The sequence below is a fragment of the Salipiger bermudensis HTCC2601 genome (assembly GCF_000153725.1).
Taxonomy (GTDB): Bacteria; Pseudomonadota; Alphaproteobacteria; order Rhodobacterales; family Rhodobacteraceae; genus Salipiger; species Salipiger bermudensis.
The window spans coordinates 3771076-3794484 of sequence record NZ_DS022276.1 but is presented as its reverse complement, the minus strand read 5'-3'; the positions used below and the strand labels follow the sequence as shown (position 1 = coordinate 3794484).

The following is a 23409-nucleotide window of genomic DNA, read 5'->3' as shown; positions in this document are numbered from 1 at the left end:
CCCCGAAGACCTTCCGGAAAACGCGGGCGGGGACACGACCGCAAGACCGCGGGACACCCTCTTCGAGGCCCCGCCACTGGCCGAGCAGGAGCGCATGGTCGAGGCCATCCTCTTCGCCTCGGCCGAGCCGGTGACGGTGCGCGAGCTCGAGGCGCGGATGCCGCATGGCTCCGACCCCGCCGAGGCGCTGGTGCGACTGCGCAGGCATTACGAGGATCGTGGCGTGAGAGTGGTGCGCGTGGGCGATGCCTGGGCCATTCGCACCGCGCCGGATCTCGGCTTCCTGATGCAGAAGGAAACCGTCGAGACCCGCAAGCTCAGCCGGGCTGCCATCGAGACGCTTGCGATCATCGCCTATCACCAGCCGGTGACCCGGGCCGAGATCGAGGAGATCCGCGGCGTCAGCGTGTCGCGCGGCACCGTCGACCAGCTGCTCGAGATGGAGTGGATCCGCTTCGGGCGCCGCAAGATGACGCCGGGCCGCCCGGTGACCTTCGTGGTGACGCAGGATTTCCTCGACGAGTTCGGCCTCGAGAGCGCCCGCGATCTGCCGGGGCTGAAGGAGCTGCGCTCTGCCGGCCTGCTCGACAACCGCCCGCCGCCGGGCACCATCCCGCTGCCGGGCGACAGCGCCGGAGACGAGGGCGAGGACGAGGCGCCCGGTCAGAGCGAACTGTTCGAGGACTGATCCGGCCCCGGAAGGCCGCGCGGCGCAGTTGCCGGACTGTCGTCGTGCCCTGAGAACGCGATCTCGGGTGAGGGCGCGTGCTCATGTGGCTCCGGGATGCGCGCGCAGATCGGCTCAATCTTAGCGGTTTCTTTCACGATTGCTCAATGGCTTTGGCTTTAGAATTGGCATTCTCGGTTCCATTCGGGAAATGCCTCAAAGCCTTGCAGGAGCATGAAATCATGTCAGTTGTCCGGTCCTCCGTCTTCTCCTTTCAGCGCGGAAACAGCCGGGCCAGCGGCATCCCGGCCAGCCACACGACTCTGCGCGGCGTGATCTGGCTCCGCTGGGCCGCGCTCAGCGTCGTGGCGTTCCTGTGCCTCATGGCGATTGAAGGGCATGTCTACGCAATCCCCGGCCTCTATGCCCCGGTGGGCGCCGCCGTCTTCTCGATCCCGACCGTGCTCGCTACGCTGCTGGCGCTCGCGGCGACCTTGATGCAGACGCCGCTGCGCACTGTGTCCCGGCTCGAGGCGGTGCTCTGGGGCATGGTCATTGCCGTCGCCGTCGGGGCGCAGGTCCTGCACGCCCAGGGGCTCAGTTTCGGCGCTGGCGAGATGGGGCAGAACACCGCCTTGTCGTTCATCCTGCTCGCGCTCGGACAGCTCTGCTTTGGACGCCTGCGCGAGGCGCCCTTCGGGCTCACGATGATGGCCATGGCGCTGCCTTTTCTGGGCCTGTGCGGCTATCTCTTCGCCCAGCCGCAGATGTTTGGTGCCATGTCGCTGCCCACCAGCGTGATGCTGCTGGGGCTCGGCACCGCCGGGATGTTGCGATTCATGCGGCGGCCGCTGCTGCGCTCGGCGATCGGCAACTCTCCGGTCGGTCGGGCGGCACGCCGGCTGCTGCTGCTCTGGGTCGGCTGGCTGGCGATCTCGGCCGTGATCCTGAGGTTCGTCGAGCCGGCGTTTCAGTCGCTGACCATGTTCTTCGTGATGGTGCTGTCCTCGGTGGGGGTGTTCACGCTGGTGCTCTACCTCGCCATGCTGGCCGAGTCGCGCCACAAGCTCTATGCGCATCGCAAGGGCGCGGTGGCGCAGGCGCTGCTGCGCGATCCGGAAAGCGGCCTTTGCGGGTCCGAGATGGCGCGGCTCTTCATGGCGACCTTCGGCGCATCCGCGCCGGTCGGAATCGTGCTGGTCGGGTTCGAAACCGCCGGTGGCGACCGCGACAAGATGTGCCCCGAGCTGCGAGGTTCGACGCTGAAGACGCTTGCGGCGCGCCTGCGCGAGGTGCTGCGCCCGGAAGAGCTGCTCACGCGGGGTACGGATGACAGGTTGATGATCCTGATCCGCGATGTTTCCGGGGAAGAGATCGAGCCGCGCGCCGCACGTCTACTGAATGCGGCGCGCGGGCTCGAACAAAACCTGCAGGGGGTGTCGGTCTCGGTCGGGGCTGCCTGCTCGCGCCGCGGCGACACCGCCTTCGGCCCGGCGCTGAGCCGCGCGCAGGGCGCCCTGAGCGAGGCCGAGCGCGCGGGCTGCAACCGCGTGGTGCTGGCCCGCGCCGCCTGAGCGCCACCGGCTGGCGCTTGCCTTGTCAGGAAGCTTGCCGCGCCGCTCTCAGCCACCGCGGCGGCGTCAAAACGGGTGCCCGGCCTGTCAGCTTAGACAGCCCTGGTCCGTCGCTGCGGTCAGGTGCGGAAATGCTTCGAGAGCTTCAGGCCCTGGCCCTGGTAGTTCGAGGCGATGCCGGCGCCGTAGAGCTGCTCGGGCAGTTCATCCATCCGCTCATAGACCAGACGGCCCACCACCTGCCCGTGCTCGAGCACGAAAGGCGCCTCGTGGCAGCGCACCTCGAGCACCCCGCGCGAACCGGTGCCGCCGGCGCCCGCGTGGCCGAAGCCCGGATCGAAGAAGCCGGCGTAATGCACCCGGAACTCGCCCACCATGGCCAGGTAGGGCGCCATCTCGGCGGCATAGGCGGGTGGGATATGCACCGCCTCGCGGCTCACGAGGATGTAGAAGGCATCCGGATCGAGGATCAGCTGGCCGCGATCGGAATGCAGCGGATCCCAGAACTCGGCCGGGTCGTAATGGCCCAGCAGGTCGAGATCGATCACCCCGGTATGCGGCTTGGCGCGCCAGCCGACCAGCGTGCCCTCCTGTGGCCTCAGATCGACGGAAAAGCCCAGCCCCTCGCGGATCACAGCCGGGCCACCGGTTACCAGCGTGTCGCTGGCATGCAGCGCGGTGAGCTCGGCATCGTCGAGCACCGACTGCCCGTTGCGGAAGCGGATCTGGTTCAGGCGCATCCCCGTCCGCGCCAGCACCGAGAAGCTGCGCGGGCAGATCTCGGCATAGAGCGGACCGGCATAGCCTGCGCTCACGCGGTCGAACTCGGTGCCGCCATCGGTGATGGTACGAGTCAGCAGATCGAGCCGCCCGGTCGAGCTCTTGGCGTTGGCCACGGCGTTGACGCCCTCGGGCAGAGACAGCTCTTCGAGCAGCGGCACGACGTAGACGCAGCCCTTTTCGAGCACCGCGCCGGCGGTCAGATCGACCCGGTGCATCTCGAATTCCGACAGCCGCTCGGCGACGCTGCGGCCACCGCCGGCGAGGAACGACGCGCGCACGCGGATCGCCTCGGTGCCGAGCCGCAGGTCGAGGCTCGCGGGCTGGATCTGCCCCTCGGCCATCGGCTGCGACAGGCGGATCGCGCCCTCGGCGATCATGGTTTCGATCTGCTGGCTGGCGAGCACCCCGGTCATGCCTGTCCCCTTGTTGCGTCTGCTGTCCTTAGCAAGCGGCGGCAGGCGAGGGAACGACAAAAACCCGCCGTCCGAGGCGGTAAGGCCTTGGAACATGCGGGGTTCTGTATGCGGGGTATTTTGGTCGGGCTAGCAGGACTCGAACCTGCGACCTTCCGTCCCCCAGACGGACGCGCTACCAGGCTGCGCCATAGCCCGACTTGGTGTGCGGTTCATACCGGTTTTGACGGCAGGGGCAAGCCGATTCTGCACGAAAAATCGGCGTGCCCTTCGATCAGTGCCGTGCCGCCCGGTCCGCCCGGTCGAGCCAGTTGCGCAGCGCCGCAACCGGGGCTGTGAGCGCCGCAGCCTCGGAGGCGCCGATCCGGTCGAGCCGTGCCAGATGGCGCAGCGCGCCGGCAGGCGGGACGGGCAGGGCTGCGAGATCGGGAAGATCCGGGAGCGCGCGGCTGGCGGGCAGAGGCGACTCGGGGAGCGGAGCGGGATCGGCCCCGAAGACGTTCTCTGCCGAGACCTGCGGCGCGTCCGAGGCCGTGGGCGACTCACTTGCCACGGCGGGCGCCTCGGGCTCGGCGGCCGGCTCCGGATGTGCGCCGTAAGGCTGCTCGGGCAGGGCCGCGAAGGCAGGGGCGGCCTCCTCGGACGGGTCGGGCGCTGCGGTGTCGGCCGGCGTTCCGTCCTGCCGTTCTTCGAGGGAATGCGCGAGGAAGTCCGGCACCGGGCTATCCTGTTCGGCGATCGTCGGACCTTCGTCTTCCGCGTCCGGCGATGCGCCGGCAAGATCGCTCTGCGCCTCGGCGGGCGCGGCGTCGGCCGACAGTTCCGCAGCATCGCTGAACTCGGCACCGGGCGCGTCCAGCGGCGTCTCTTCGGGCGCGTTGGCCACGGTCTCCGACCCCACTTCTGCGGGTGGCGCGACTGTGTCATCCGGGGTGGTCTCGGGCACATGAGACGGGGCCTCGCCGGGCTCGGCCGCAGAGACGGGCGCCTCGGCGTCCTTCTGGGCCGTCACCGGCGCGAAGGGCAGGACCGTGCCGCTTTCGGGTTGGGCCTCGACGTAAGGCGCGTCCTCGACGGTCTCAGCCCCAACGTCCTCGGCCTCGGCCTCGTCAAGCTGTAGCGGGGCCAGCGCGGCGACGTGTTTCACGCCCTGTTCGCGCAAGACCTTCTGCACGCCCTTGATGGTCAGGCCGTCGTCGTAGAGCAGCGTCCTTATACCCGAGAGCAACGAGATGTCGCCGGGGCGGTAGTAACGCCGCCCGCCGGCACGTTTCACCGGCTTCACCTGCGTGAACTTGCTTTCCCAGAAACGCAGGACATGCGCGGGCGTGTCCAGAAGGTCCGCGACCTCACTGATGGTGCGGAACGCGTCGCGGGACTTGCTCATGCGATGTTACCTCTTGTTGCCTTCGGCGACCTGCTCTTTCATCAGGTGCGAGGGCCGGAAGGTCAGCACGCGGCGCGGCTGGATCGGCACCTCTTCGCCGGTCTTCGGGTTGCGGCCGACGCGCGCCGCCTTGTCCCGCACCGAGAAGGTGCCGAAGGACGAGATCTTCACCTGCTCGCCGCGCACCAGCGCGTCGGACATGTGTTGAAGCACCGATTCCACAAGCTCGGCGCTTTCGTTCCGCGACAGTCCGACCTCGCGGAACACCGCTTCGCTCAGATCCATGCGCGTTAGGGTCTTTTCGCTCATACCCATCCCTCCCGGTTTCGCCCAAGCATGGGGGCGGGAAATTTCCGAGTCAATATCAAGCACTTGAAAGCGCGGTGTCAGGCGTGAAAAGAGCGTTAATTCGTATCTACCAGCGTAGGGCGACCGCGCCCCAGGCCAGACCGCCGCCAATCGCCTCGGTGATCACCAGATCGCCCGGTTTGAACTTGCCCTCGGAATTCGCCACCGATAGCGCCAGCGGGATCGAGGCGGCAGAGGTGTTGCCATGGTCCTGAACGGTCACCACGACCTTTTCCATCGGCAGGCCGAGCTTCTTGGCGGTGCCGGCGATGATGCGGATGTTGGCCTGATGCGGCACCACCCAGTCGATATCGGAGGCGTCGAGCCCGGCCTTGCCGAGCGCGGCTTCGGCGGTGGCGGCGAGCTTGCTCACAGCGTGGCGGAAGACCTCTTTGCCCTCCATCCGCAGATGCCCGATCGAGTTGGTGCTGACGCCGCCATCGACATAGAGCAGGTCGCGGTAGCGGCCGTCGGAATGCAGGTCGACGGCGAGGATGCCGCGATCGTCCGAGCTGCCGGCGGCCTCCTGCGCCTCGAGGATCAGCGCGCCCGCGCCGTCGCCGAAGAGCACGCAGGTGGCGCGGTCTTCCCAGTCGAGGATGCGCGAGAAGGTCTCGGCGCCGATCACCATCACCCGGCGGACGGTGCCCGAGGTGATCAGCGCGTTGGCGTTGGTGAGCGCGTAGACGAAGCCGGCGCAGACCGCCTGCACGTCGAAGGCGAAGCCGGCCTGCATGCCGAGCTTGGCCTGCACCATGGTGGCGGCAGAGGGGAAGGTCAGGTCCGGTGTCGACGTGGCGACGATCAGCGCGTCGATATCGGCGGCGACAAGCCCGGCATCGGCCAGAGCCGCCTGCGCGGCGCGGCTGGCGAGATCCGAGGTGGTCTCGCCGTCGGCGGCAAAGTGGCGGCGCTCGATCCCCGACCGCGTCCGGATCCATTCATCCGAGGTGTCGAGGGTCTGTTCGAACTCGGCATTGGGGACAATGCGTTCGGGCAGGTAATGCCCGACCCCCGCCACCTGCGCGCGTATGGTCATGGATCCGTTCCGTCTTTTTCCTGCTCGGCGCCAGCCTGGGCGGCGCTCTCCTCGGCGCTGCTCGCCGCCGATGCGATGCGGGCGGCGAGTCGGTCGCCAAAGCCCGATTGCGCCAGATCGTAGGCCAGTTCGACGGCGGCTGCCACACCGGTTGCGTCGGCAGCGCCGTGACTCTTCACAACGGTGCCGTTCAGCCCGAGGAACACGCCGCCATTCTTGCGGCGCGGGTCGATGCGCGCCTGCAGGCGCTTGAGCGAGGTCAGAGCGAGCAGGGCGGCCACACGCGACAGCGGCGAATAGGCAAACGCCTCGCGCAGGAACTGCCCGATCAGCGAGGCGGTGCCTTCACCGGTCTTGAGCGCGATATTGCCGGTGAAGCCGTCGGTGACGATCACGTCGCAGCGATCGCCGGGGATGTCGCCGCCTTCGGCGAAGCCGACGAACTCGAAATTGTTGCCCTCGGCGGCCTCGGAAATCAGCTCATGCGCCTGCTTGAGCTCGGCGCGGCCTTTATGCTCCTCGGTGCCCACGTTGAGCAGCCCGACGCGCGGACGCTCGAGCGACAGCCCGTTGCGGGCGTAGGAGGCGCCCATGAGGGCGTATTTGAGCAGGTCATCCGCATCGGCGCGGATATCCGCGCCAACGTCGAGCATGACGTTGAACCCCTGCGGGTTCTTCGATGGCCAGAGCACGGCAATGGCAGGACGGTTGACGCCGGGCAGCTTGCGCAGGCGCACCATCGACAGCAGCATCAGCGCGCCGGTATTGCCACAGGACACCGCGACCGTCGCCTCTCCATTGCGCACCGAATCGAGCGTGGACCACATCGAGGTGTCCTGCCCGTTGCGCATCACGTGGCTCGGCTTGTCCTCCATCGAGACAACACCCTGAGCGTCGCGGATCTCGACCCGCTTGCCCAGCTTGCGCTTCTCGACCAGCTGGGTGAGCTGATCGGCGGGACCGTGCAGGATGAAACGCGCCTGCTTGTTCCGCTGCGCAAAGGCGGCGAGGCCGGCAACGATGGTTGCCGGCCCGCGATCTCCGCCCATGGCGTCGATGGATAGGACGATCGGTCCGCGTGCCTGCGATTTATCCTGTTCGGAGGTCATGCGGCACGGGCCTTCAGACGGTTTCAGGCTGCGTCTTCGTCCAGCTCGATCTCGTCGGCCATGGCCACGACCTCGCGCTCACCGTAGTGGCCGCAGGAGGGGCAGACATGGTGCGGGCGCTTGAGTTCGCCGCAGTTGTCGCACTCGTTGGGGTTCGCCGCAGTGAGGGCGTCATGCGCCCGGCGGTTGTTGCGGCGCGATTTGGATACTTTGTTCTGTTGGACAGCCATGTCTCAACCTCGATCTTTCGCGTGTGGGGGCAATTCGTTGCCCGTTCCGTTCGGGCGTGCCCGGCCTCATAGTCGCATAGACCCGGAGATGGCAACCCAGAATTCCGATGAAGGCGCGAAAATAGGAAATTCCTGCGAAACCGCAAGCGTTATTTCGCGCGCAAAGAGGGGTGCTTAGCGGTTTTCACCGCCCTCGCCATCATCGGCATCGCTCTCCATGCGGGCGCGCAGGCCCGAAAGTGCCGCGAAGGGATTCGGCCGTTCGTCCTCGGGAGCGGGGGCAGCCTGCTCCTCGAGCGCCTCGGCCGCCGCCTCTGCGCCCTCGGCATGGGGGTAGAGCGGCAAGGCCAGCGACAGCGCCTCGGCCATCACCGCGCCAAGGTCGATGACATCGGGCAGGGGGTCGGTCTCGTCGTCGGTCATCTCGACCTCGGCGCCTTCGGGAATCGAGGCGAACTCTTCCTCCGGGCGCCAGAACCGCGAAACCGGCTCGTCGATGCGCGTGGTCACCGGGGCAAGGGTGACCACGCAGGGCTGGGTCACGGTGGCGCCGATGGTGGCCTCGAGGCGCCACGCATCGCGCCCCTCGGGCCGGATCTCGCCGGCGAGGCGCAGTTTCTTCAACCCGAGCAGGCCGAGCTCCTCGGCCAGTGCGCCGCGGCGCGCCTCGTCTGGTCTCAGGTCGAACGGGGTTGGCTGGTTGTTGCGCAGCGCGGCCACGCGCAGCCGTTCGGAGGTGGAACCGGATTGGCTCATATGGCTGCCTTTCCTTTGCTTGAAGGGCTTGGCTCGGTTATGTAATCGGGGATAGAAACCCGCAAGGGCCAAGACAACAGGCAAGGCGCAGCAGATGGCAAAACCCGCAATTCCGGCGATCGTGGCAATGGTGGCCGTTCTCGGGCTGTCCGCGTGCAGCGCGCAGTACCGGACGCATGGCTATGTGCCCTCGGAAGAGGATCTGCAGGAGATCGTGCCGGGAATCGACACCCGCGGCACCGTGGAAGACGTGATCGGCGTGCCTTCGGCCTCGGGCGTGGCCAATGATGGCGGGTTCTACTACATCGAATCCGAGATGCGCCATTTCGCCTGGCAGGCCCCCGAGGAGATCAACCGCGAGGTGCTGGCGGTCAGCTTCGATTCCGACGGCGTGGTCGACAACATCACCCGCTACGGGCTCGAGGATGGCAACGTGGTGCCGCTCACGCGCCGCGTCACCAAGACCACCGATGGCGAGCTGAGCTTCATCCGCAAGCTCTTCGGCAATATCGGCGGCATCTCTCTCGACCAGTTCACCCAGCAGTAACGGGCGGGCGCCGTGGCAACCTTCGGGGAGAGCGACGGCGCGGCGGAGGACAGCGGCGACGTCCTGTTGCAGCGCGGGCGCTACCGGGTGCGGCTGGCCTCGGGTCCAGAGGATCTGGCCCGGGCGCAGGCGCTGCGCGGGCGGGCGTTCCTTGGCCCGGACGGCCCTGCCGATGTCGATGCGTTCGACCCTCTCTGCCGGCACGTGCTGATCGAGGAGGTGGGTGACGGCACGCTCTTTGCCTGTTTCCGCTATTTCTGGCTCGACGATGGCGCCGCCATCGGGACAAGCTATTCCGCCCAGTATTACGACCTGTCGCGTCTCGAGGGCTTCGGCGGGCCGATGCTCGAGCTGGGGCGGTTCTGCCTGCGCCCGGGATCCGGCGATCCGGATGTGCTGCGGTTGGCCTGGGGCGCGATCACCGGGCTGGTGGATGCGGGCGGCGCGCGCCTGCTCTTCGGCTGCGCGAGCTTTGCCGGCACCGATCCTTCGCCCTTTGCGCCGGCCTTTGCCCATCTCGCCGCACGGCATCTGGCGCCGGCGCGCTGGCAGATCCGGCGACGGGCGGAGGAGACGGTGGGGTTTCCGCAGCAGGGTGCCGATGCGCGGCGGGCGATGTCGCTGATGCCGCCGCTGTTGCGCACCTATCTGGGCATGGGCGGTTGGGTCAGCGATCACGCGGTGATCGACCGCGCGATGAACACGCTGCATGTCTTCACCGGCGTCGAGGTGGCCGCGATCCCGCCGGCCCGCGCCAAGGCGCTCCGCGCGATCGCGGGCTGAGGCCGCTCAGGCCTCGGCGGCGACCTGTTCGTCCTGAGCGTCCTGTTCCTGCGCACGCATGGTACGCAGCGCGTCGAGGCGGCGGCGGAAGCGCGGCGCATCCATCCTTTGGGTGACGTTCTCGCAGAGCCGCTCGGCCAGCGCCATGCGCCCGTCGCCCTCGAGCCGCATCAGCAGCTTGCGCAGGTAGGGCGTGTGGTCGCGCCGGGCGCGCATCATCCGGGCAAAGCTCAGCCGGTCGAGCCGGTCTTCGGCGGCGGCAGTGAGCAGCGGCACCAGCAGCTCGAGATCGAGCAGGTCGCCCTGCAGTGCGCTGCCCATGAAGGGCAGGCGGAAGCGGTCGACATTGGGCCGCGCGAAGAGCGCCGAATGCATCGCATCGAAGCGCTCGCGCGGATCGTAGAGCACGTAGCCGCGCTGCGCCGCGTCAAGCATGTCGGGGGCGTAGCCGAAGCGCGAGGTGAAATCGGTGCGGCGCATCTCGACGAAGCGCTCGTCCCATTCGGTGACCCGCGGATCGAGCGTGGCCTGCGGTTGCAGCATCACCACCCGGGCGCCGGGCGCGGTGACCGAATAGGCCGCGGCGGCATAGCCACAGGGGCCGGCGCCGTAGAACAGCACGGTTTCGAAATCGTCGAAGAACCCGTCATCAAGCAGCTGGTCGAAGAAGGTGTAGACCGCCTCGTCGCGGAACCAGGTGTCGGCGGTGCAGAGCACCGAGAGCGTCGACCAGTCGCATTCGCGTGCCATTTCCCAGCCAAGCGGCGTTGCGGTCTCGGACAGCGCGTCGATGCCGGGAACGGACTCGAAGCTCACCAGAAGCGTGTCGCCGCGTTCGACAAAGACCGCATGGTGCTGTGCCCCGAGCGGTTCGGTGAAGCCGTCGGTATCGCCGATCTCGGAGATCTGGCGGATCCACTGCTTGCGTTCGAGCCCGCTGAGATCGACCGCGGAGAGGTCTGTCTGATCCTGCATCTGTGCCTGCCATGTATCTGGAAACCGCAGTGTCGCGGGTGTTCTGGTTGGAGGAAACAGTGTTCTGCGTTTTTGGCGGAAATATGCTTAATTCGCGGTAACATTGGCGCCCGACGTTGCCTCAAAAGTAGCAGTTTTTGCGGAGACGGTCGCTTCCGGAGTTTACGCACCGTCCTCGGCCGCCCGGGCGCGCTGCGCGAAATGGTGCAGCACCGAGGCGGTCTGGGGCGCCAGGGGCTGGCTCGGCGGCGTCATCAGGAGCCGCCCGAGCAGCGCCCGGTAGGGCTCCTGCAGCATCAGCGCCTCGAAGCGCGCCTGCCGCCATGCCACCGCCGCCGCGTGCAGGCGGTTCAGCTCGGCATCGCCGGCCAGCGCCACGCGCCGCTCGGCCACCTTGGGCGCCAGAGCGAGGATCGAGCGGTCCTCGTCGGTGTTGAAGTTGCGCTCGACCCAGTAGTCGAGGCCCAGCAGGTGGTCGGAATGCACCGCCCGCCCGCGATCTGCCTTGAGCAGGTAGCTCTCCATCGCACCGAGCGGGTAGTGGTTGAGCTGTGCCAGACCGTAGTTCGAGCGCCCATAATTGGAGAAGATCCGCCTTGTGCGAAACTGCGCGTCGAGCTCGCGGCCTTCGCCATCGAACCAGCGCGCTGCGTCCGCGCGGTCTGGATCGGGGTTGCGCGGACGGTGGACGCCGAGTTTCCGGTAGGTGCCATCATTGCGGTAGAGCGTCTTGAACATCGCCGAGCGCCACGGCCAGACCATCGCCACCGGCGCGGCGCGGGTGAACTGCTCGGGCACCGGGCGGTCGGCGTAGCGCAGCTGGCCTGCATTGCCAAAGAGCCGCCAGGTCAGGGTGATGGCATCCGCGTCGGGCAGGGCGGCGATCAGGTCGGGCAGGCTGCGTTCGCCGACATGAACGTTGACGAACTCGTCCACGTCGAGCGCCAGCAGCCAGTCGGCCTCGCGCACCGCGGCGCTCTTGTCGGCCAGCTTCAGCCCGGAGAACTGGATGCCGCCCTTGTCATAGGGGCCGTCATTGCGGATGTGGGTGACGTGGCCGAGCGCGTCCAGCCGGTCGAGGAGCGCGTCCGTCCCGTCATCGCAATCGTTCGACAGCGCCACCACGTGGGTGATGCCGCAGGCCAGGTGATGCGCCAGCCAGTCGAGCAGGAAGGCGCCCTCGTTGCGGACGCAGAGAACCGCGGTGATCTTCACGCGCTCACCAGCCTTTCCGGAAGGTCACGACCTTGGCCTCCGAAGCCTTCGGGAAATAGGTGAGCCCGGCGCGCTGCATGGCGTCGAACACCGCCTGAACGCCGCTCTGGCCGATCCATTGCGGGTGCAGCTCGATGATGGCGCAGCGCAGACCGGACCAGTCGCCCGCGGGCAGGAGATCGGCCTCGGCGCCCTCGATGTCGCAGACCAGCACGTCGGGTCTGACCTCTTCGAGCACGTCCGACAGCCGATGCTGGTCGATCTGCACGGTCTCGGTGATGCTTTCGGGGTCGGCCTCGCGATCCATCGATGAGGCAAGGAAGTTGCGCCGGACATGGAACGCCACCGGATCGCCGCCATCCGCCGTCAGCAGCGCGTTGCGCACCTCGACGTTCTTCACCTCGTTGGCGGCATGAACGCTCGCGATATAGGGGATCAGCGCCGGGTTGGCCTCGTAGCTCACCACCTGCGCCACCTTGCGCTTCACCGAAAGAAGCGTCGACATGTAGCCGATGCCACCGCCCAGCTCGAGCACCCGGTCGCCCTCGTGCACCACGCGCGAGACCGCGTCGCATTCCTTGCGCTCGTAGGTCTCTTCCCGGATCGCGCCGCGCACACGGCCCGTGGTGATCTGCGGATGCTTGGGGATCTTAAGCCCGCGCGAGCGCAGGAAGGGGTTCTTGGGACCGTCGCCATCCATGGCTCAGCTCTCCAGGTCGAGGGCGAGCGCATAGGCCACCCGCTCGGTTTCGGTCAGGCGCAGGGTTAGGGCCTGCTGGTAGAGCTCTTCGAACTCCGGGGTATTGTGCAGCTCTTCCGCCTTGGCCTTGTGCCAGGCGAGGCCGGCTTCGTGCAGGCGCCTGAGCTCGGGATCGGCGAGCAGCCGGTCGATTTCGGCCCGCAGGCGCGGCAGGTTGCGCTTGATGGTCAGGTCGCGCGCGCCGCCCCAGTCCATGCGGATCCAGTAGTTCAGCCCGATCGAGCGGTCCACATGCAGCGCGCGCCCGCGCTGCCGCTTGATCAGGAAGCTCTCGGCGCTGCGCAGGGCGTAATGGTTGAGCTGCACGAGGTCGTAGCCGATGGTCTTCTTGGAATTGCGCCAGCCGTTGCGGAGCGCCTCGCGGGTCATGTCGGCGCCGGAGCCGTTGACCCATTTCACCTTGTCTTCGAAGCCCTCGGCGAGCTTGTTGGGCCTATGGCAAGAGATCTTGCCATAGGCGCCGATGTTGCGGAACAGCGTCTTGAAGCCCCAGACCGTGTGCGGCTTGGGGCAGAATTTCGGGGCACAGGTGTCGAACTGGTCGATCACCGGGCGATCCTCGAGCCGCGTCACGCCGTTATGGCCGAAGAGCCGCCAGGTCATGGCGATGTTGCTGGCGTCGGGGACATGCTCGAAAAGGTCGGCGAGGGTGCCGTTGCCGCAGCGGATGTTGACGAACTCGTCGACGTCGATATGCGCGATCCAGTCGGCCTCTTGCAGCACCGGCTCCTTGAGCGAGCGGTCGAGCGCGTGCTGTTGCGGCGACTTGCCTGCCCAGTTGTCGTTGTCGCGATGCTGGAGCACGCCCATCGCCTGCAGCCGGTCGAGGATCTGCGCGGTCCCGTCCTCGCAGCCATTGCTGTAGATCAGGAAGTTATCGAATCCCACGGCGCGATGATAGGCGACCCATTCGACGATATAGGGCGCCTCGTTCTTCATGCAGCCGACGATGATATTGCCGGTGCTGCCCTTGGGGCTTTGGCGCGGTGCCGGGGTGTAGGGTGCGGGCTCGGCCTCTTCCTTGACGCGCCCGAGTCGGTTGTGCGGCCGGAAGGGCGAGCGCTGAAGTTTCGCGACGTTTTGCCGGGCCAGATCGGGCAGGTAGCGCTCGGCCCAGGGCGAGAGCTTGGGCATCGCGGGGGCCGGCGCAGGCGCGGAGGGCGCCTCGGCAATGGCTGCGATCTCGGGGGCCTTTTCGGCCTCCGCCTCCTTGCTGGCCTGCGCGATGCGCCAGCGGAAGGCCATCAGATACTGCGTCGCGCGGAAGCCGAGGGTCGGGTCCGCCTCCTGCCACGGCGTGGCTTTCGGCGCGGGGGCAAGCCGGGCGGGATCGAGGCCGGGATGCGCTGCGGCGAGCGTGGCGAGGTCGTGTTCAAAGCGTTCGGAGACCGCGTGCAGGCTGCCCGGGTCGATGGGCGCGCCGTGCACCTTGATCTCACCCAGCATCTTGCGCCAAAGTTGGCGCGGCAGGATGGTCTCGCGCAGCGCCAGGAGGCGCAGCAGAACGTCGTTCATCTGGCGGCAGCGCGCCATCCACGCCGCAGAGGGCAGCGCCGGCGCACGCTCTGGTTCGGCCTTGCCGATGGTCTCGGTGATGCCGAAGGCGGCGCGGATCTCTTCGGTAGCGGCCTCGGAATAGAGCAGAGGCAGATCGAGCGACCGGAAGCGCAGCCGGCCCGCACCGAACACCGCCTCCCACTCTTGTTGCAGGCGCTTGAAATCAAGCCAATGCACCGCACCCTGCACCTCGGAAAAGCGCCCGGCCTGCAGGTCAGGCGCGGGATGGGTGGCGCGTGCCGCGTCCCACCAGCTCTCTTCCGACAGCAGCCCAAGCTCGAGATCGAGCGGACGGCTGCGCCCCTCGAGCAGCTGTGCTGTATAGCGACCGACAAGCATCCGGGCCGGATCATCGATATGGGCGACGATCTCGATCTCTTCGGAAAGTGGTGAAAGAAGGTCTCTCAGGTATCTGATTTCACTTGAATATGTTGGATTTGAACCAAGTTGATGCGCTGACAGGATCAGCGTCTCGGGCCGGCTCTGGGCCACTTCATTGGCCAGCTGTTGTGCAACCTCGGCACGCAGTGCCGCCTGTTTCTCGGGGGTGATGAAGCCCCGGTTGAAGCGCAGCGTATCGACCGCGTCCGGCGCGCTCACCGCCATGAAGAGCCGGGTGTGGTTCTTGGCGCCCGGGGTGCGGGCATAGAGCACGCCCTTGGATTTCAGCTGGTCGCGCTTGGCGTGCAGCACCCGTTGCAGCCGGTCGGTCGCGGGGCCATCGGGGCCAATATGCACGATGATTTTCATTCCGCGCCCTCCGGGCGCATCGACCTGTTTTCGTTGGCCTTTCCCCACCATGGCAGGTCAATACCCAGATGCGCCGAAAGCAACTCGGACGCGTCCGGATCGTCGATGTCATACTCGAGGAAGCGCGGGTCTCCGGCAAAGATCGTGCGCAGGAAGGCGTAGTGCTGCGCCACCCATTGCGCGCGCTGCAGACGGGTCTCGCCATAGCCGCGCGGCAGTCCGGGGATGTTCCCGTTCGGCATGCGGTCGCTGCCAAGGTCTGACCAGCGCAGCATCGAATGCGCGGTGGCGTCGGGGTCGCGGTACGAGGCCACGAAGCGAAGCTCCGAGTAACGCTCGCGCAGACTCTGGATAAGTCCAAAATCTGTTTGAGGCCAGAGGCATAGATCGCGATTTAAAACCGATATCTCAGTGAGTGCATCGAAGACGCCGAGCTTCTCCAGCGGATCGCCCGAGCCGTAATAGCCATCATAGAGCTGCCGCGCGACGAAGCTGCCGGCGATGCTCTTGTCCGGGCAGGACCTACGCCGCAGCTTGAAATCCGCCACCCGGAGACCGGCATGTTCGAGTGCCACGCCCAGCGTGGTTGTCCCGGTCTTCGGCAGGCCGAGATTGATCACCCGCACGCTCATGACACCATCCCGAGCGCGCGCATCAGCTCGAGCTCTCCGGGCGGCAGCGTCGGCAGGGCCCTCAGATGCGTGCACATCTCGGCATAGGCGGGCTGCGCCATCAGATCGTCGCACTTGGCGCGGTGACGGCGCACCGCCTCGTCGTGCAGGGCCCCAAGCGGACCGACCTTCATCTCGTGCAAGGTCGCTGCGAGCGCCGGCAGGTGGCGCTGGATCGACCGGTCCTCAAAGGCGGGATCGTTGCGCTCGCGCCAGTAGGTGTCGTCGAAGGCGCGGCCCTCGCGGTTGACGTCTCCGCGGTCGTTCTTGACGAGGTAGCTGTCGAGCGAGCGCAGCGCGTAGTGGTTCAGTGTGGCATGGCGGCGGGCGCCGGCGGCTGGAAACTTGCGGATGCGGCGGGTGTTCGCCGCCACAAGGAATTTCTGCGGCACCGGGCGGCCGGAGCCATCGGTCCAGCAAGGTTGCTCGCCGCCTTCGGTCACGCGGTGAAAGGGCCGGTGGGCGCCAAAGTAGTGCAGGGGGAAATCGTTTCGCACCAATGTCTTGACCTCGATCGCGCTCTCGGCGCACCAGAGATCGGGATTGTGCGAGCGGCTGAACTGTTCGATCACCGGACGGTCCTCGAAGCGCTCGACGCCATCATTTGCGAAGAACTGGAAGCTGACCGAGATCGCCTGCGGATCGCCGCAGGCCTCGATCAGCGCCGGGATCGTGTGGTCGCCCGCGTGGATGTTGAGGAACTCGTCCACATCCGCCACCCAGACCCAGTCCGCCTGCCGCACGACCTCGTGCTTCTGGGCGTGCTTCAGTGCCTCCATCTGGTAGTTGCGGCCCTTGCGGGATTGGGCAGGTGCACCACGCCCCAAGGCGCCAGCGCGTCGAGCAGCGCATCGGTGCCGTCGCTGCAATCGTTGGAATAGATCAGGAAGTCGGTGACCCCGAGAAGGCGGTTGTAGGCCACCCATTCCAGCAGGAACGGGCCCTCGTTCTTCACGCATGTCACGGCGGTTATGCGCATCCCTGCGCCCCCGCTTGTCTGTCACTCATGGGCCTGCCCGGTCCGAAATTGCCCGGAGGTATGCTCCCCCGTGGCCTTACCCTCACCATGAGACAATCGCAGCTTGCCCCGGTCCGGTCAACGCTGGCGGTGCCGCGCGGGCGGCGCTGTGGCTGCACGGTTCCAACGCGCCTGCGACCTTCGGGGGATTGACCGCGCCCTTCGAGGCGGGCACTTCGGAGGGTAGGAGGAGGCCCCGCATGAACAATCCCGCTACCATCGACGACGTCCAGAAACTGCTGTCCGAGGCAGGTTATGTCTGCGGGCGGCCGCTCGCGACGGTCGTCTTCCTGTCGCTGAAGCTCGGGCGGCCTCTGTTTCTCGAGGGCGAGGCCGGCGTCGGCAAGACCGAGATTGCCAAGGCGCTGGCTTTGATGCTGGGGCGGCGGCTGATCCGGCTGCAATGTTATGAAGGGCTCGATGCGGCGAGCGCGGTCTACGAGTGGAACTTCCCGGCGCAGATGATCGCGATCCGCACCGCCGAGGCGCAGGGCAACGCCGACCGCGAGGTGCTTCAGCGCGAGCTCTTCGGCCCCGATTACCTCGTCGAGCGGCCGCTCTTGCAGGCGATGCGGCCTGACGAGCACGGTGCGCCGGTGCTGCTGATCGACGAGCTCGACCGCACCGACGAGCCGTTCGAGGCGTTCCTCCTTGAGGCGCTGTCGGATTTCCAGGTGACGATCCCCGAGCTTGGCACCATCAAGGCGCCCGAGCCGCCGATCGTAATCCTGACCTCGAACCGCACCCGCGAGGTGCATGATGCGCTCAAGCGCCGCTGCCTCTACCACTGGGTCGATTACCCGGACTTCGCCCGCGAGGTCGAGATCCTGCACGCCCGCGAGCCCGGCGTGGCCGAGACGTTGAGCCGCGAGATCGTGGCCTTCGTGCAGGCACTGCGCACCGAGGACATCTTCAAGAAGCCGGGCGTGGCCGAGACCATCGACTGGGCCAAGTGCCTGCTGGCGCTCGACGTGGTCGATCTCAGCCCCGAGGTGATCTCGGACACGTTGGGCGCGATCCTGAAATACCAGGACGACATCGCGAAGATTCAGGGCTCCGAGGCGGCGCGGCTGCTCAAAGATGCGAAAGCGACGTTGGAACCGGGCTGAGAAACTTGCACAATGGCCGCAAGACGGGCATGTCGCCCCGGCATCTGAAGAAAGACGATACCGGCCATGGCAAAGAAGCCGACAGGAAAGAACACCTCGGGGCGCGGTCAGCGCGACCTGAAGGTCAAGGTGAAGTCGGCGCGCGGGCGCACGACCTCCTCGACGCGCTGGCTGCAGCGCCAGCTCAACGATCCTTATGTGAAGCGCGCCAAGGACGAGGGCTATCGCGGCCGCGCCGCCTTCAAGATCCTCGAGCTCGACGAGAAATACCGCTTTCTCGTTCCGGGGGCCCGCGTGGTCGATCTTGGCTGCGCGCCGGGCGGCTGGTGCCAGGTGGCGGTGCCGCGGGTCAACGCGCTTGGCGAGCGGTCGGGCAAGGCGCAGGGCTTCGTGCTTGGCGTCGATCTGCAGGAGGTGCTGCCGATCCCGGGCGCCGAGATCCACCAGCTCGACTTCATGGAAGAGGGCGCCGACGACAAGGTCAAGGCATGGCTTGGCGGCAAGGCGGACGTGGTGATGTCGGACATGGCGGCGTCGTCCTCGGGGCATAAGCAGACCGATCACCTTCGCATCATCTCGCTTTGCGAGGCGGCGGCGGAGCTGGCCTTTGACGTGCTTGAGGAGGGCGGCACCTTCGTCGCCAAGGTTCTGGCGGGCGGCGCAGAGCAGGGCCTGCAGGCGCTGCTCAAGAAGCGCTTCGACAAGGTGGCAAACGTCAAGCCGCCGGCGAGCCGGTCGGATTCGTCCGAGAAATTCGTCGTGGCGACCGGCTTCCGGGGCTGAAGGCTCAGCTTGGCGGCGGCCGGAACGACCGCTCTGCGCGGTTCAGGAAGGCGCGCGCGACCCCGGGCGTGAGAACGCTCTCCTCGGCAACCCGCTCTGCAAGAGGCGGTTTGCGCAGCGTCACGGCCAGAAGCGAGCGCAGTGGCCAACGGAGCCGCCTTGCCGCAGCGCCAAGCTTGGCCCGGGCTAGACCGTGGTCGTTTGACGTCGTGCCGGACATGGGTTGCGAGACCTCCTTGAGCAAGGATGCGACCCGTGCCTTACCCGTTCGCTAAGACGGCGCGTCGCGCGAGCGCTTGCGGACGGGGAAGGCTCTTGTGCCCAGCCGCGCGCTGGCGCAGCCTGCGGCGATGAGCGCGTCTTGGAGAGGTGTCATGCAAAGGACCAAAGCTGCGGCCGGGCGCGTGATCGTGCTGGCCTGTCTCGTGCTCTCGGGCTGTGCGCCGGCGCCAGAGCTGCCCCGGGCCCCGATCCCGCTGCGCAACCCCACGGCCCCCGTGGCAAGCCAGGCCAACGCGACCTTGGAACGGCTGCAAGGGCGCTGGATCGTGGTGCAGGGCGCGGGCCTGACACCCGGCGCGGAGCTTGCGTTTGCCGGCGACCGCGTGACGATCGACGGCGCAGCGCTGCCGGTCCGCGATCTCTCTGCCGGGCGGTTCAGCCTGGCGGGCGAAGAGCTCTGGGTGCACTGGCTCGATGCCGATGACCGCACCGCCGCCATCGGTGATCCGGGCGGCGCGCGGGTCTGGATCATGGACCGGACCGGAGCACCGCGCGAGCGTCTCGACGCGGCGCGCGGGATCCTCGACTGGTATGGCTATGATCTTGGACGACTTTCCGGCAGTTAGGCGCGACTTTACAATCTTACGCTGAAATATGACGCATCTCGGTTGTGATTTGGCATCGAGCTGCGGAAAACGGTCGCAACCTCCTGCATCTTCACGCAAAATTAACTAAATGACGTGGTGAAACGCGTCCGGGAGGAGTTTCGAAAGGTCGATGGCGAGAGATTTCTCACGATTTCTGAGACCGAGATCGGTGGCGCTGGTCGGGCCGGAGGCATGGTGCGGCGATGTCATCGCGAAGCTGCGCGAGATGGGCTATGTCTGGGACATCTGGCCGGTGGTTCCGGGCGCCCACCTCGTGGCGGGCATCCGGGCCTTCGCCACGATCGAGCGGCTGCCCGCAGGGCCGGATCTCGCGTTCATCGGACAGGACGGAGCGCAGGCGGTCGAGATCGTGGCCGCGCTGGCGCAGCGCGGCGCCGGTGGCGCGATCTGCCAGGGCGAGGCGATCCCGGCCGATCTTGGGCGGGCCGCGGGCGACATGCCGCTGCTGGGGCCGGGGTGTCGCGGCGTGATCAACGCGCTCGAACGTGCCCCGGTCTGGGATGGCGTGCACGGTCTCAAGCACGTCAAGCGCGGCGTGGCGATCATCGCCCGCAGCGCCAGCCTCGCGCAGAGCCTTTCGATGCATCGCCGTGGCCTGCCCATCGCCGTGCTCGCGGTGGCTGAGCCGGGCCGGGCGCAGACCGGGCTGGCGCTGCTGGGCGAGGCGCTGCTGCGCGACGAACGGATTTCCGCGCTCGGCATCCAGGCCGAGGATCTGGGCGATCCCGAGGCGCTGATCGAGATGGCGCAGACCGCCGAGCGGCTGGGAAAATCCGTGGTCATCCTGCGGGCCGGGCAGGAGCCGGGCGCGCGGGCCCTGTTCGAGCGGGCCGGCATGGCGCAAGTGCGAAGCCCTGAAGCCCTGCTCGAGACGCTGAAGATCCTGCACGTCACCGGGGCATTGCCGGCCAACACGTTCGCGGGGCTGTGCTGCACCGGCGGCACGAGCGCGCTGCTGCGCGATCTGGCGCAGGCCGAGGGGCTGGAGTTTCCAGCCTTCTCGGAGGTGCAGCGCCAGGCTTTGGAGCGCGACCTCGGCCCCGGCGTTGCGCTCGAGAACCCGCTGGATTGCAGCAGCGCGGTGCAGCGCTCGGTGCCGCGACTGACCCGGATCTTCTCCGAGGCGATGACCGGCAGGGCGGTGCTGACCTTGCTGGTGCTGGATTGCGCCCGTGAGGATCACGGCTCCGATGCCGCGTGGGACCGGGTGGCCGAGGCGGCCGCCGCGGCGCGCGGGCGGGTCGGGATGCCGCTGGCGCTGCTGACGACTCTGCCGGAGGGCCTGCCCGAGGATCGCGCCGAAGCTCTGCTCGAAAACCGCCTGATCCCGCTTTGTGGGCTGCCTGCGGCGCTCGAGGCGCTCGCCGCCTGCGTGGCGCTCGGCGGTCCGCTGCGCCGCCCGGCACCGCTCTTTATGCCGGCGCCGGATGCCGGCATCGGCGCGAGCATGTCGGATCAGGCCGAGGCGCGCAGCATGCTGGCGGCACAGGGGCTTCACCTGACCCCGGCCGAGACGCCGCCGGCGGAGGGACCGGAGCTGCAGCTGCATCTCTGCGCCGAGCCTTCCTATGGCTATGTCCTGCGCATCCGCCAGGGGGGCGCCGAGGTTGCGGGCCTGCTGCCGCTGCGCCCGGGAGAGGCGCAGCGCCTGCTCGAGGAGCTGGGCTGCGCGGTGGCAGAGATCGAGGCGGTTGTCCCGGCGCTGCTCTCGGTGCAGGATTACGTCATTGCGCAAGAGGGGATGGTGGCCGAGTTCGAGCTCGTGTTCCGTCCCGGCACGCGCGGACCGGCGCTGGCCAGCGGGCTGAAAATCCGCGCCGCGAGCGCCTGAAAACCGACAGGCGAGGGGCACAGAGTTGATGCAGGACGAACGGGCGTTTCTTACCGGGCTATTCGAGGCCGCGGTCGCCGCCGCCGATCCGGAGCGCGCGCTGCGCGCGGCTCTGCCGGAGAAGCCCAAGGGGCGCACTGTCGTCATCGGCCTCGGCAAGGGGGCGGCGCAGCTCGCCGCCGCTTTCGAGCGGCTCTGGGGTGACCCGGTCGAGGGCGTCGTGGTGACGCGCTACGGATATGCCGCGCCCTGCCAGCATCTGCGTGTCATGGAAGCGGCCCACCCTGTGCCCGATGCGGCCGGGCTCGAGGCCAGTGCGGCGCTGTTCGAGGCGGTCTCGCGGCTGGGACCCGACGATCTTGTGGTGGCGCTGGTCTGCGGCGGCGGCTCGGCCCTGCTGCCGGCCCCGCCCGACGGGCTGACGCTCGAAGACGAGCAGGCGCTGAACCGCGCGCTTCTGGGCTCGGGCGCGCCGATCGGGGTGATGAACGCGATCCGAAAACATGCCAGCCGGATCAAGGGCGGGCGGCTCGCCGCCGCCTGCGCGCCGGCTAGGGTGGTGAGCCTGATCGTCTCGGACGTGCCGGGTGACGATCCCGCACAGGTGGCCTCGGGGCCGACGGTGCCGGACCGCGTCGATGCGAAGGCGGCCCTGGGGATGATCGAGGCGTGGAACATCGCGCTGCCCGACACCATCCTGGCGCACATCCGCAGCGCCGCCTCCGCCGCCCCGATGCCTGACGATCCCTGTTTCAGCGGCAACGAGGTGCACGTGGTGGCTTCGGCGCGGCTGTCGCTTGAAGCGGCGGCGCGCAAGGCCGAGGAGGCCGGGCTCTCAGCGGCAATACTGTCGGATTCGGTCGAGGGCGAGGCCCGCGACGTGGGCTATGTGCACGCCGCCATCGCCCGAGAGGTCGCGACGCACGGCCGTCCCTTCGCGCCGCCGGTGGTGCTGCTCTCGGGCGGCGAGACCACGGTGACGCTGCGCGGCGATGGCGGGCGCGGCGGCCGCAACACCGAGTTCCTGCTGGCCTTTGCCCACGCCATTGACGGGCAGGACGGCATTCATGCGCTGGCCGCCGATACCGACGGCATCGATGGCACCGAGGACAACGCCGGGGCGTTCGCCGACGGCACCACCGCGGCCTCGCTGCGCGACAGTGGCGAGGACGCGATGACGCTACTCTCGCGCAACGACGCATGGGGCGCGTTCGAGCGCGCGGGCGGGCTTTTCGTGCCGGGGCCGACCGGAACCAATGTCAACGATTTCCGGGCAATTCTGGTGACGGCTGCAGGCTGAGAAGGCCGACCGCGCCAGTTGTGCGGCTATCACAGTTTGCGGGCTCAAGCCGTGCGCGAAGTACGACCCGGCGGCAGGTCTGTCTTGTCCGAAGTGACTATTCAGCCGCCTGCTGCGCCGCTTCCCACTCCTGCCAGGCCTCCGGCGTATCGAGATCGATCAGCGCACGGGCACCGGGAAGGGGAAAGTCGCGAACCCGGTGGATATTTGCCGTCAGCACCGCCTTGGCACCGAAATCTCCGCTCAGCGCCTGCAGCGCCGGAAAGCAGTCGGACGGGAACAGCACCGGGTGGCCCGGCGTGCCGTCCTCGGCGGTGGCGCGCTGGATCGTGGGGTGCGGAACCGCGCGGAAGGCCGCGATCAGCTGCGACATGTCGGCGGCGGTGATTTCGGGCATGTCGGCGGGCAGGATCATCACACCCTCGAGTCCGCGGGGCAGCAGGCTGACCGCGCGGCGCAACGAGGAGGACATGCCAAGCTCGGCATCCGGCACCTCGACGATCTGCACCGGCAGGCCACGCAGTGCCTCGGCGCGCGGGTGATCATGCGCCGGTAAGGCCACCGCGACATGATCCCCGGCTTCGAGCGCCGCGAGCGCCTGACGGCGCAGCAACGGCACGCCCCTGACCTGCATCAGAAGCTTGTCGGACCCGCGCATCCGGCGGCTGGCACCGGCAGCGGGAATCAAGATCGCGATTCCTCCCATGCGGGCCTTATACCGGATGTTGCATGTTAGCGGTGCGTTTTTTGGTGAAGATTTCATTACGTGGGGGCAATGGGACGTTAATCAAAAAAAACGTCGGCCAGGAGCAGGGGGCGCCACCGGTCGTATACCGCGCAAAATCCCGCCTCGCGCGTCGCAAAGCGCGGTTGACCCTCCGCGCCATTGCAATAAGGTGCCTCGCCGGAGTCAC

At 67.7% G+C, this 23409-nt stretch carries 22 protein-coding genes, 1 tRNA gene and 1 pseudogene; 9 read left to right on the top strand and 15 right to left on the bottom strand.

Features of this window, described 5'->3' with window-relative positions; translation table 11 throughout:
* Positions 1–94 precede the first annotated feature (94 nt).
* Entirely contained in the window at positions 95–688 is a 594-nt protein-coding gene (gene scpB / locus R2601_RS17950) for an SMC-Scp complex subunit ScpB (protein WP_224886358.1), read from the top strand.
* A gap of 221 nt (positions 689–909) precedes the next feature.
* Positions 910–2241 (top strand): GGDEF domain-containing protein, encoded by a 1332-nt coding sequence (locus tag R2601_RS17945; protein WP_007800894.1) that lies wholly within the window; start codon positions 910–912, stop codon positions 2239–2241.
* A 119-nt stretch (positions 2242–2360) separates the two neighbouring features.
* Here R2601_RS17945 and R2601_RS17940 read toward each other — a convergent pair whose 3' ends face one another.
* The 8 genes from R2601_RS17940 to R2601_RS17905 form a co-directional block, all read right to left on the bottom strand.
* On the bottom strand, positions 2361–3437 hold the full coding sequence (locus R2601_RS17940; RefSeq protein ID WP_007800892.1) for a 2'-deoxycytidine 5'-triphosphate deaminase: 1077 nt from the start codon (positions 3435–3437) through the stop codon (positions 2361–2363).
* Positions 3438–3558: 121 nt separating this feature from the next.
* Positions 3559–3635, bottom strand: a tRNA-Pro gene (locus tag R2601_RS17935).
* Between the two features lie 76 nt (positions 3636–3711).
* Complete coding sequence (locus R2601_RS25590) at positions 3712–4824, bottom strand: MerR family transcriptional regulator (protein ID WP_007800890.1); 1113 nt, start codon at positions 4822–4824, stop codon at positions 3712–3714.
* Between the two features lie 6 nt (positions 4825–4830).
* Positions 4831–5133, bottom strand: a complete 303-nt coding sequence (gene ihfA, locus R2601_RS17925) for an integration host factor subunit alpha (protein ID WP_040544887.1) — start codon at positions 5131–5133, stop codon at positions 4831–4833.
* A gap of 106 nt (positions 5134–5239) precedes the next feature.
* Complete coding sequence (locus R2601_RS17920) at positions 5240–6211, bottom strand: beta-ketoacyl-ACP synthase III (protein WP_007800886.1); 972 nt, start codon at positions 6209–6211, stop codon at positions 5240–5242.
* Positions 6208–7320 (bottom strand): phosphate acyltransferase PlsX, encoded by a 1113-nt coding sequence (plsX, locus tag R2601_RS17915; RefSeq protein WP_007800884.1) that lies wholly within the window; start codon positions 7318–7320, stop codon positions 6208–6210. The genes R2601_RS17920 and plsX overlap by 4 nt, the downstream gene beginning before the upstream one ends.
* 23 nt (positions 7321–7343) lie before the next feature.
* Positions 7344–7550, bottom strand: a complete 207-nt coding sequence (gene rpmF / locus R2601_RS17910; protein ID WP_007800883.1) for a 50S ribosomal protein L32 — start codon at positions 7548–7550, stop codon at positions 7344–7346.
* A 174-nt stretch (positions 7551–7724) separates the two neighbouring features.
* The gene (locus tag R2601_RS17905) at positions 7725–8306 is read right to left on the bottom strand and encodes a YceD family protein (protein WP_007800881.1); all 582 of its coding nucleotides are present in this window, start codon (positions 8304–8306) and stop codon (positions 7725–7727) included.
* 94 nt (positions 8307–8400) lie between these two features.
* Between R2601_RS17905 and R2601_RS17900 the strand changes: the two genes are divergently transcribed.
* Together R2601_RS17900 and R2601_RS17895 are read left to right on the top strand one after the other, a co-directional pair.
* Positions 8401–8853 (top strand): outer membrane protein assembly factor BamE, encoded by a 453-nt coding sequence (locus tag R2601_RS17900; protein ID WP_040544885.1) that lies wholly within the window; start codon positions 8401–8403, stop codon positions 8851–8853.
* 12 nt (positions 8854–8865) lie between these two features.
* The gene (locus R2601_RS17895) at positions 8866–9636 is read left to right on the top strand and encodes a GNAT family N-acetyltransferase (protein ID WP_007800877.1); all 771 of its coding nucleotides are present in this window, start codon (positions 8866–8868) and stop codon (positions 9634–9636) included.
* 6 nt (positions 9637–9642) lie between these two features.
* On the opposite strand, the gene R2601_RS17890 is transcribed toward R2601_RS17895, so the two are convergent.
* The 6 genes and pseudogenes from R2601_RS17890 to R2601_RS17865 all read right to left on the bottom strand — a co-directional run bounded on the left by R2601_RS17890 (position 9643) and on the right by R2601_RS17865 (position 16543).
* Positions 9643–10611: a hypothetical protein gene (locus R2601_RS17890; protein ID WP_007800875.1), complete on the bottom strand. Its 969-nt coding sequence runs from the start codon at positions 10609–10611 to the stop codon at positions 9643–9645.
* 162 nt (positions 10612–10773) lie between these two features.
* Positions 10774–11826, bottom strand: coding sequence for a glycosyltransferase family 2 protein (locus R2601_RS17885; protein WP_007800872.1), 1053 nt, complete (start codon positions 11824–11826; stop codon positions 10774–10776).
* A 4-nt stretch (positions 11827–11830) separates the two neighbouring features.
* Positions 11831–12526: an FkbM family methyltransferase gene (locus R2601_RS17880; protein ID WP_007800870.1), complete on the bottom strand. Its 696-nt coding sequence runs from the start codon at positions 12524–12526 to the stop codon at positions 11831–11833.
* 3 nt (positions 12527–12529) lie between these two features.
* Entirely contained in the window at positions 12530–14893 is a 2364-nt protein-coding gene (locus R2601_RS17875) for a glycosyltransferase family 2 protein (protein WP_007800868.1), read from the bottom strand.
* Positions 14890–15525, bottom strand: coding sequence for a sulfotransferase (locus R2601_RS17870; protein ID WP_007800867.1), 636 nt, complete (start codon positions 15523–15525; stop codon positions 14890–14892). Before R2601_RS17870 ends, R2601_RS17875 begins: the two co-directional genes overlap by 4 nt.
* A pseudogene (locus R2601_RS17865) lies at positions 15522–16543 on the bottom strand (glycosyltransferase family 2 protein). The gene R2601_RS17870 and the pseudogene R2601_RS17865 overlap by 4 nt, the downstream one beginning before the upstream one ends.
* Positions 16544–16782: 239 nt before the next feature.
* Between R2601_RS17865 and R2601_RS17860 the strand changes: the two are divergent.
* From R2601_RS17860 to R2601_RS17840, 5 genes are all read left to right on the top strand, one after another.
* Entirely contained in the window at positions 16783–17691 is a 909-nt protein-coding gene (locus R2601_RS17860; protein ID WP_007800863.1) for an AAA family ATPase, read from the top strand.
* 66 nt (positions 17692–17757) lie between these two features.
* Entirely contained in the window at positions 17758–18474 is a 717-nt protein-coding gene (locus R2601_RS17855) for an RlmE family RNA methyltransferase (RefSeq protein WP_007800862.1), read from the top strand.
* 374 nt (positions 18475–18848) lie between these two features.
* Complete coding sequence (locus R2601_RS17850; protein WP_050768421.1) at positions 18849–19322, top strand: lipocalin/fatty-acid binding family protein; 474 nt, start codon at positions 18849–18851, stop codon at positions 19320–19322.
* Positions 19323–19473: 151 nt separating this feature from the next.
* Positions 19474–21195: a CoA-binding protein gene (locus R2601_RS17845; protein ID WP_040544883.1), complete on the top strand. Its 1722-nt coding sequence runs from the start codon at positions 19474–19476 to the stop codon at positions 21193–21195.
* A 28-nt stretch (positions 21196–21223) separates the two neighbouring features.
* Entirely contained in the window at positions 21224–22495 is a 1272-nt protein-coding gene (locus tag R2601_RS17840; protein WP_007800859.1) for a glycerate kinase type-2 family protein, read from the top strand.
* Between the two features lie 97 nt (positions 22496–22592).
* Here R2601_RS17840 and R2601_RS17835 read toward each other — a convergent pair whose 3' ends face one another.
* Complete coding sequence (locus R2601_RS17835) at positions 22593–23201, bottom strand: nucleotidyltransferase family protein (protein ID WP_040544881.1); 609 nt, start codon at positions 23199–23201, stop codon at positions 22593–22595.
* Between the last annotated feature and the right edge of the window lie 208 nt (positions 23202–23409).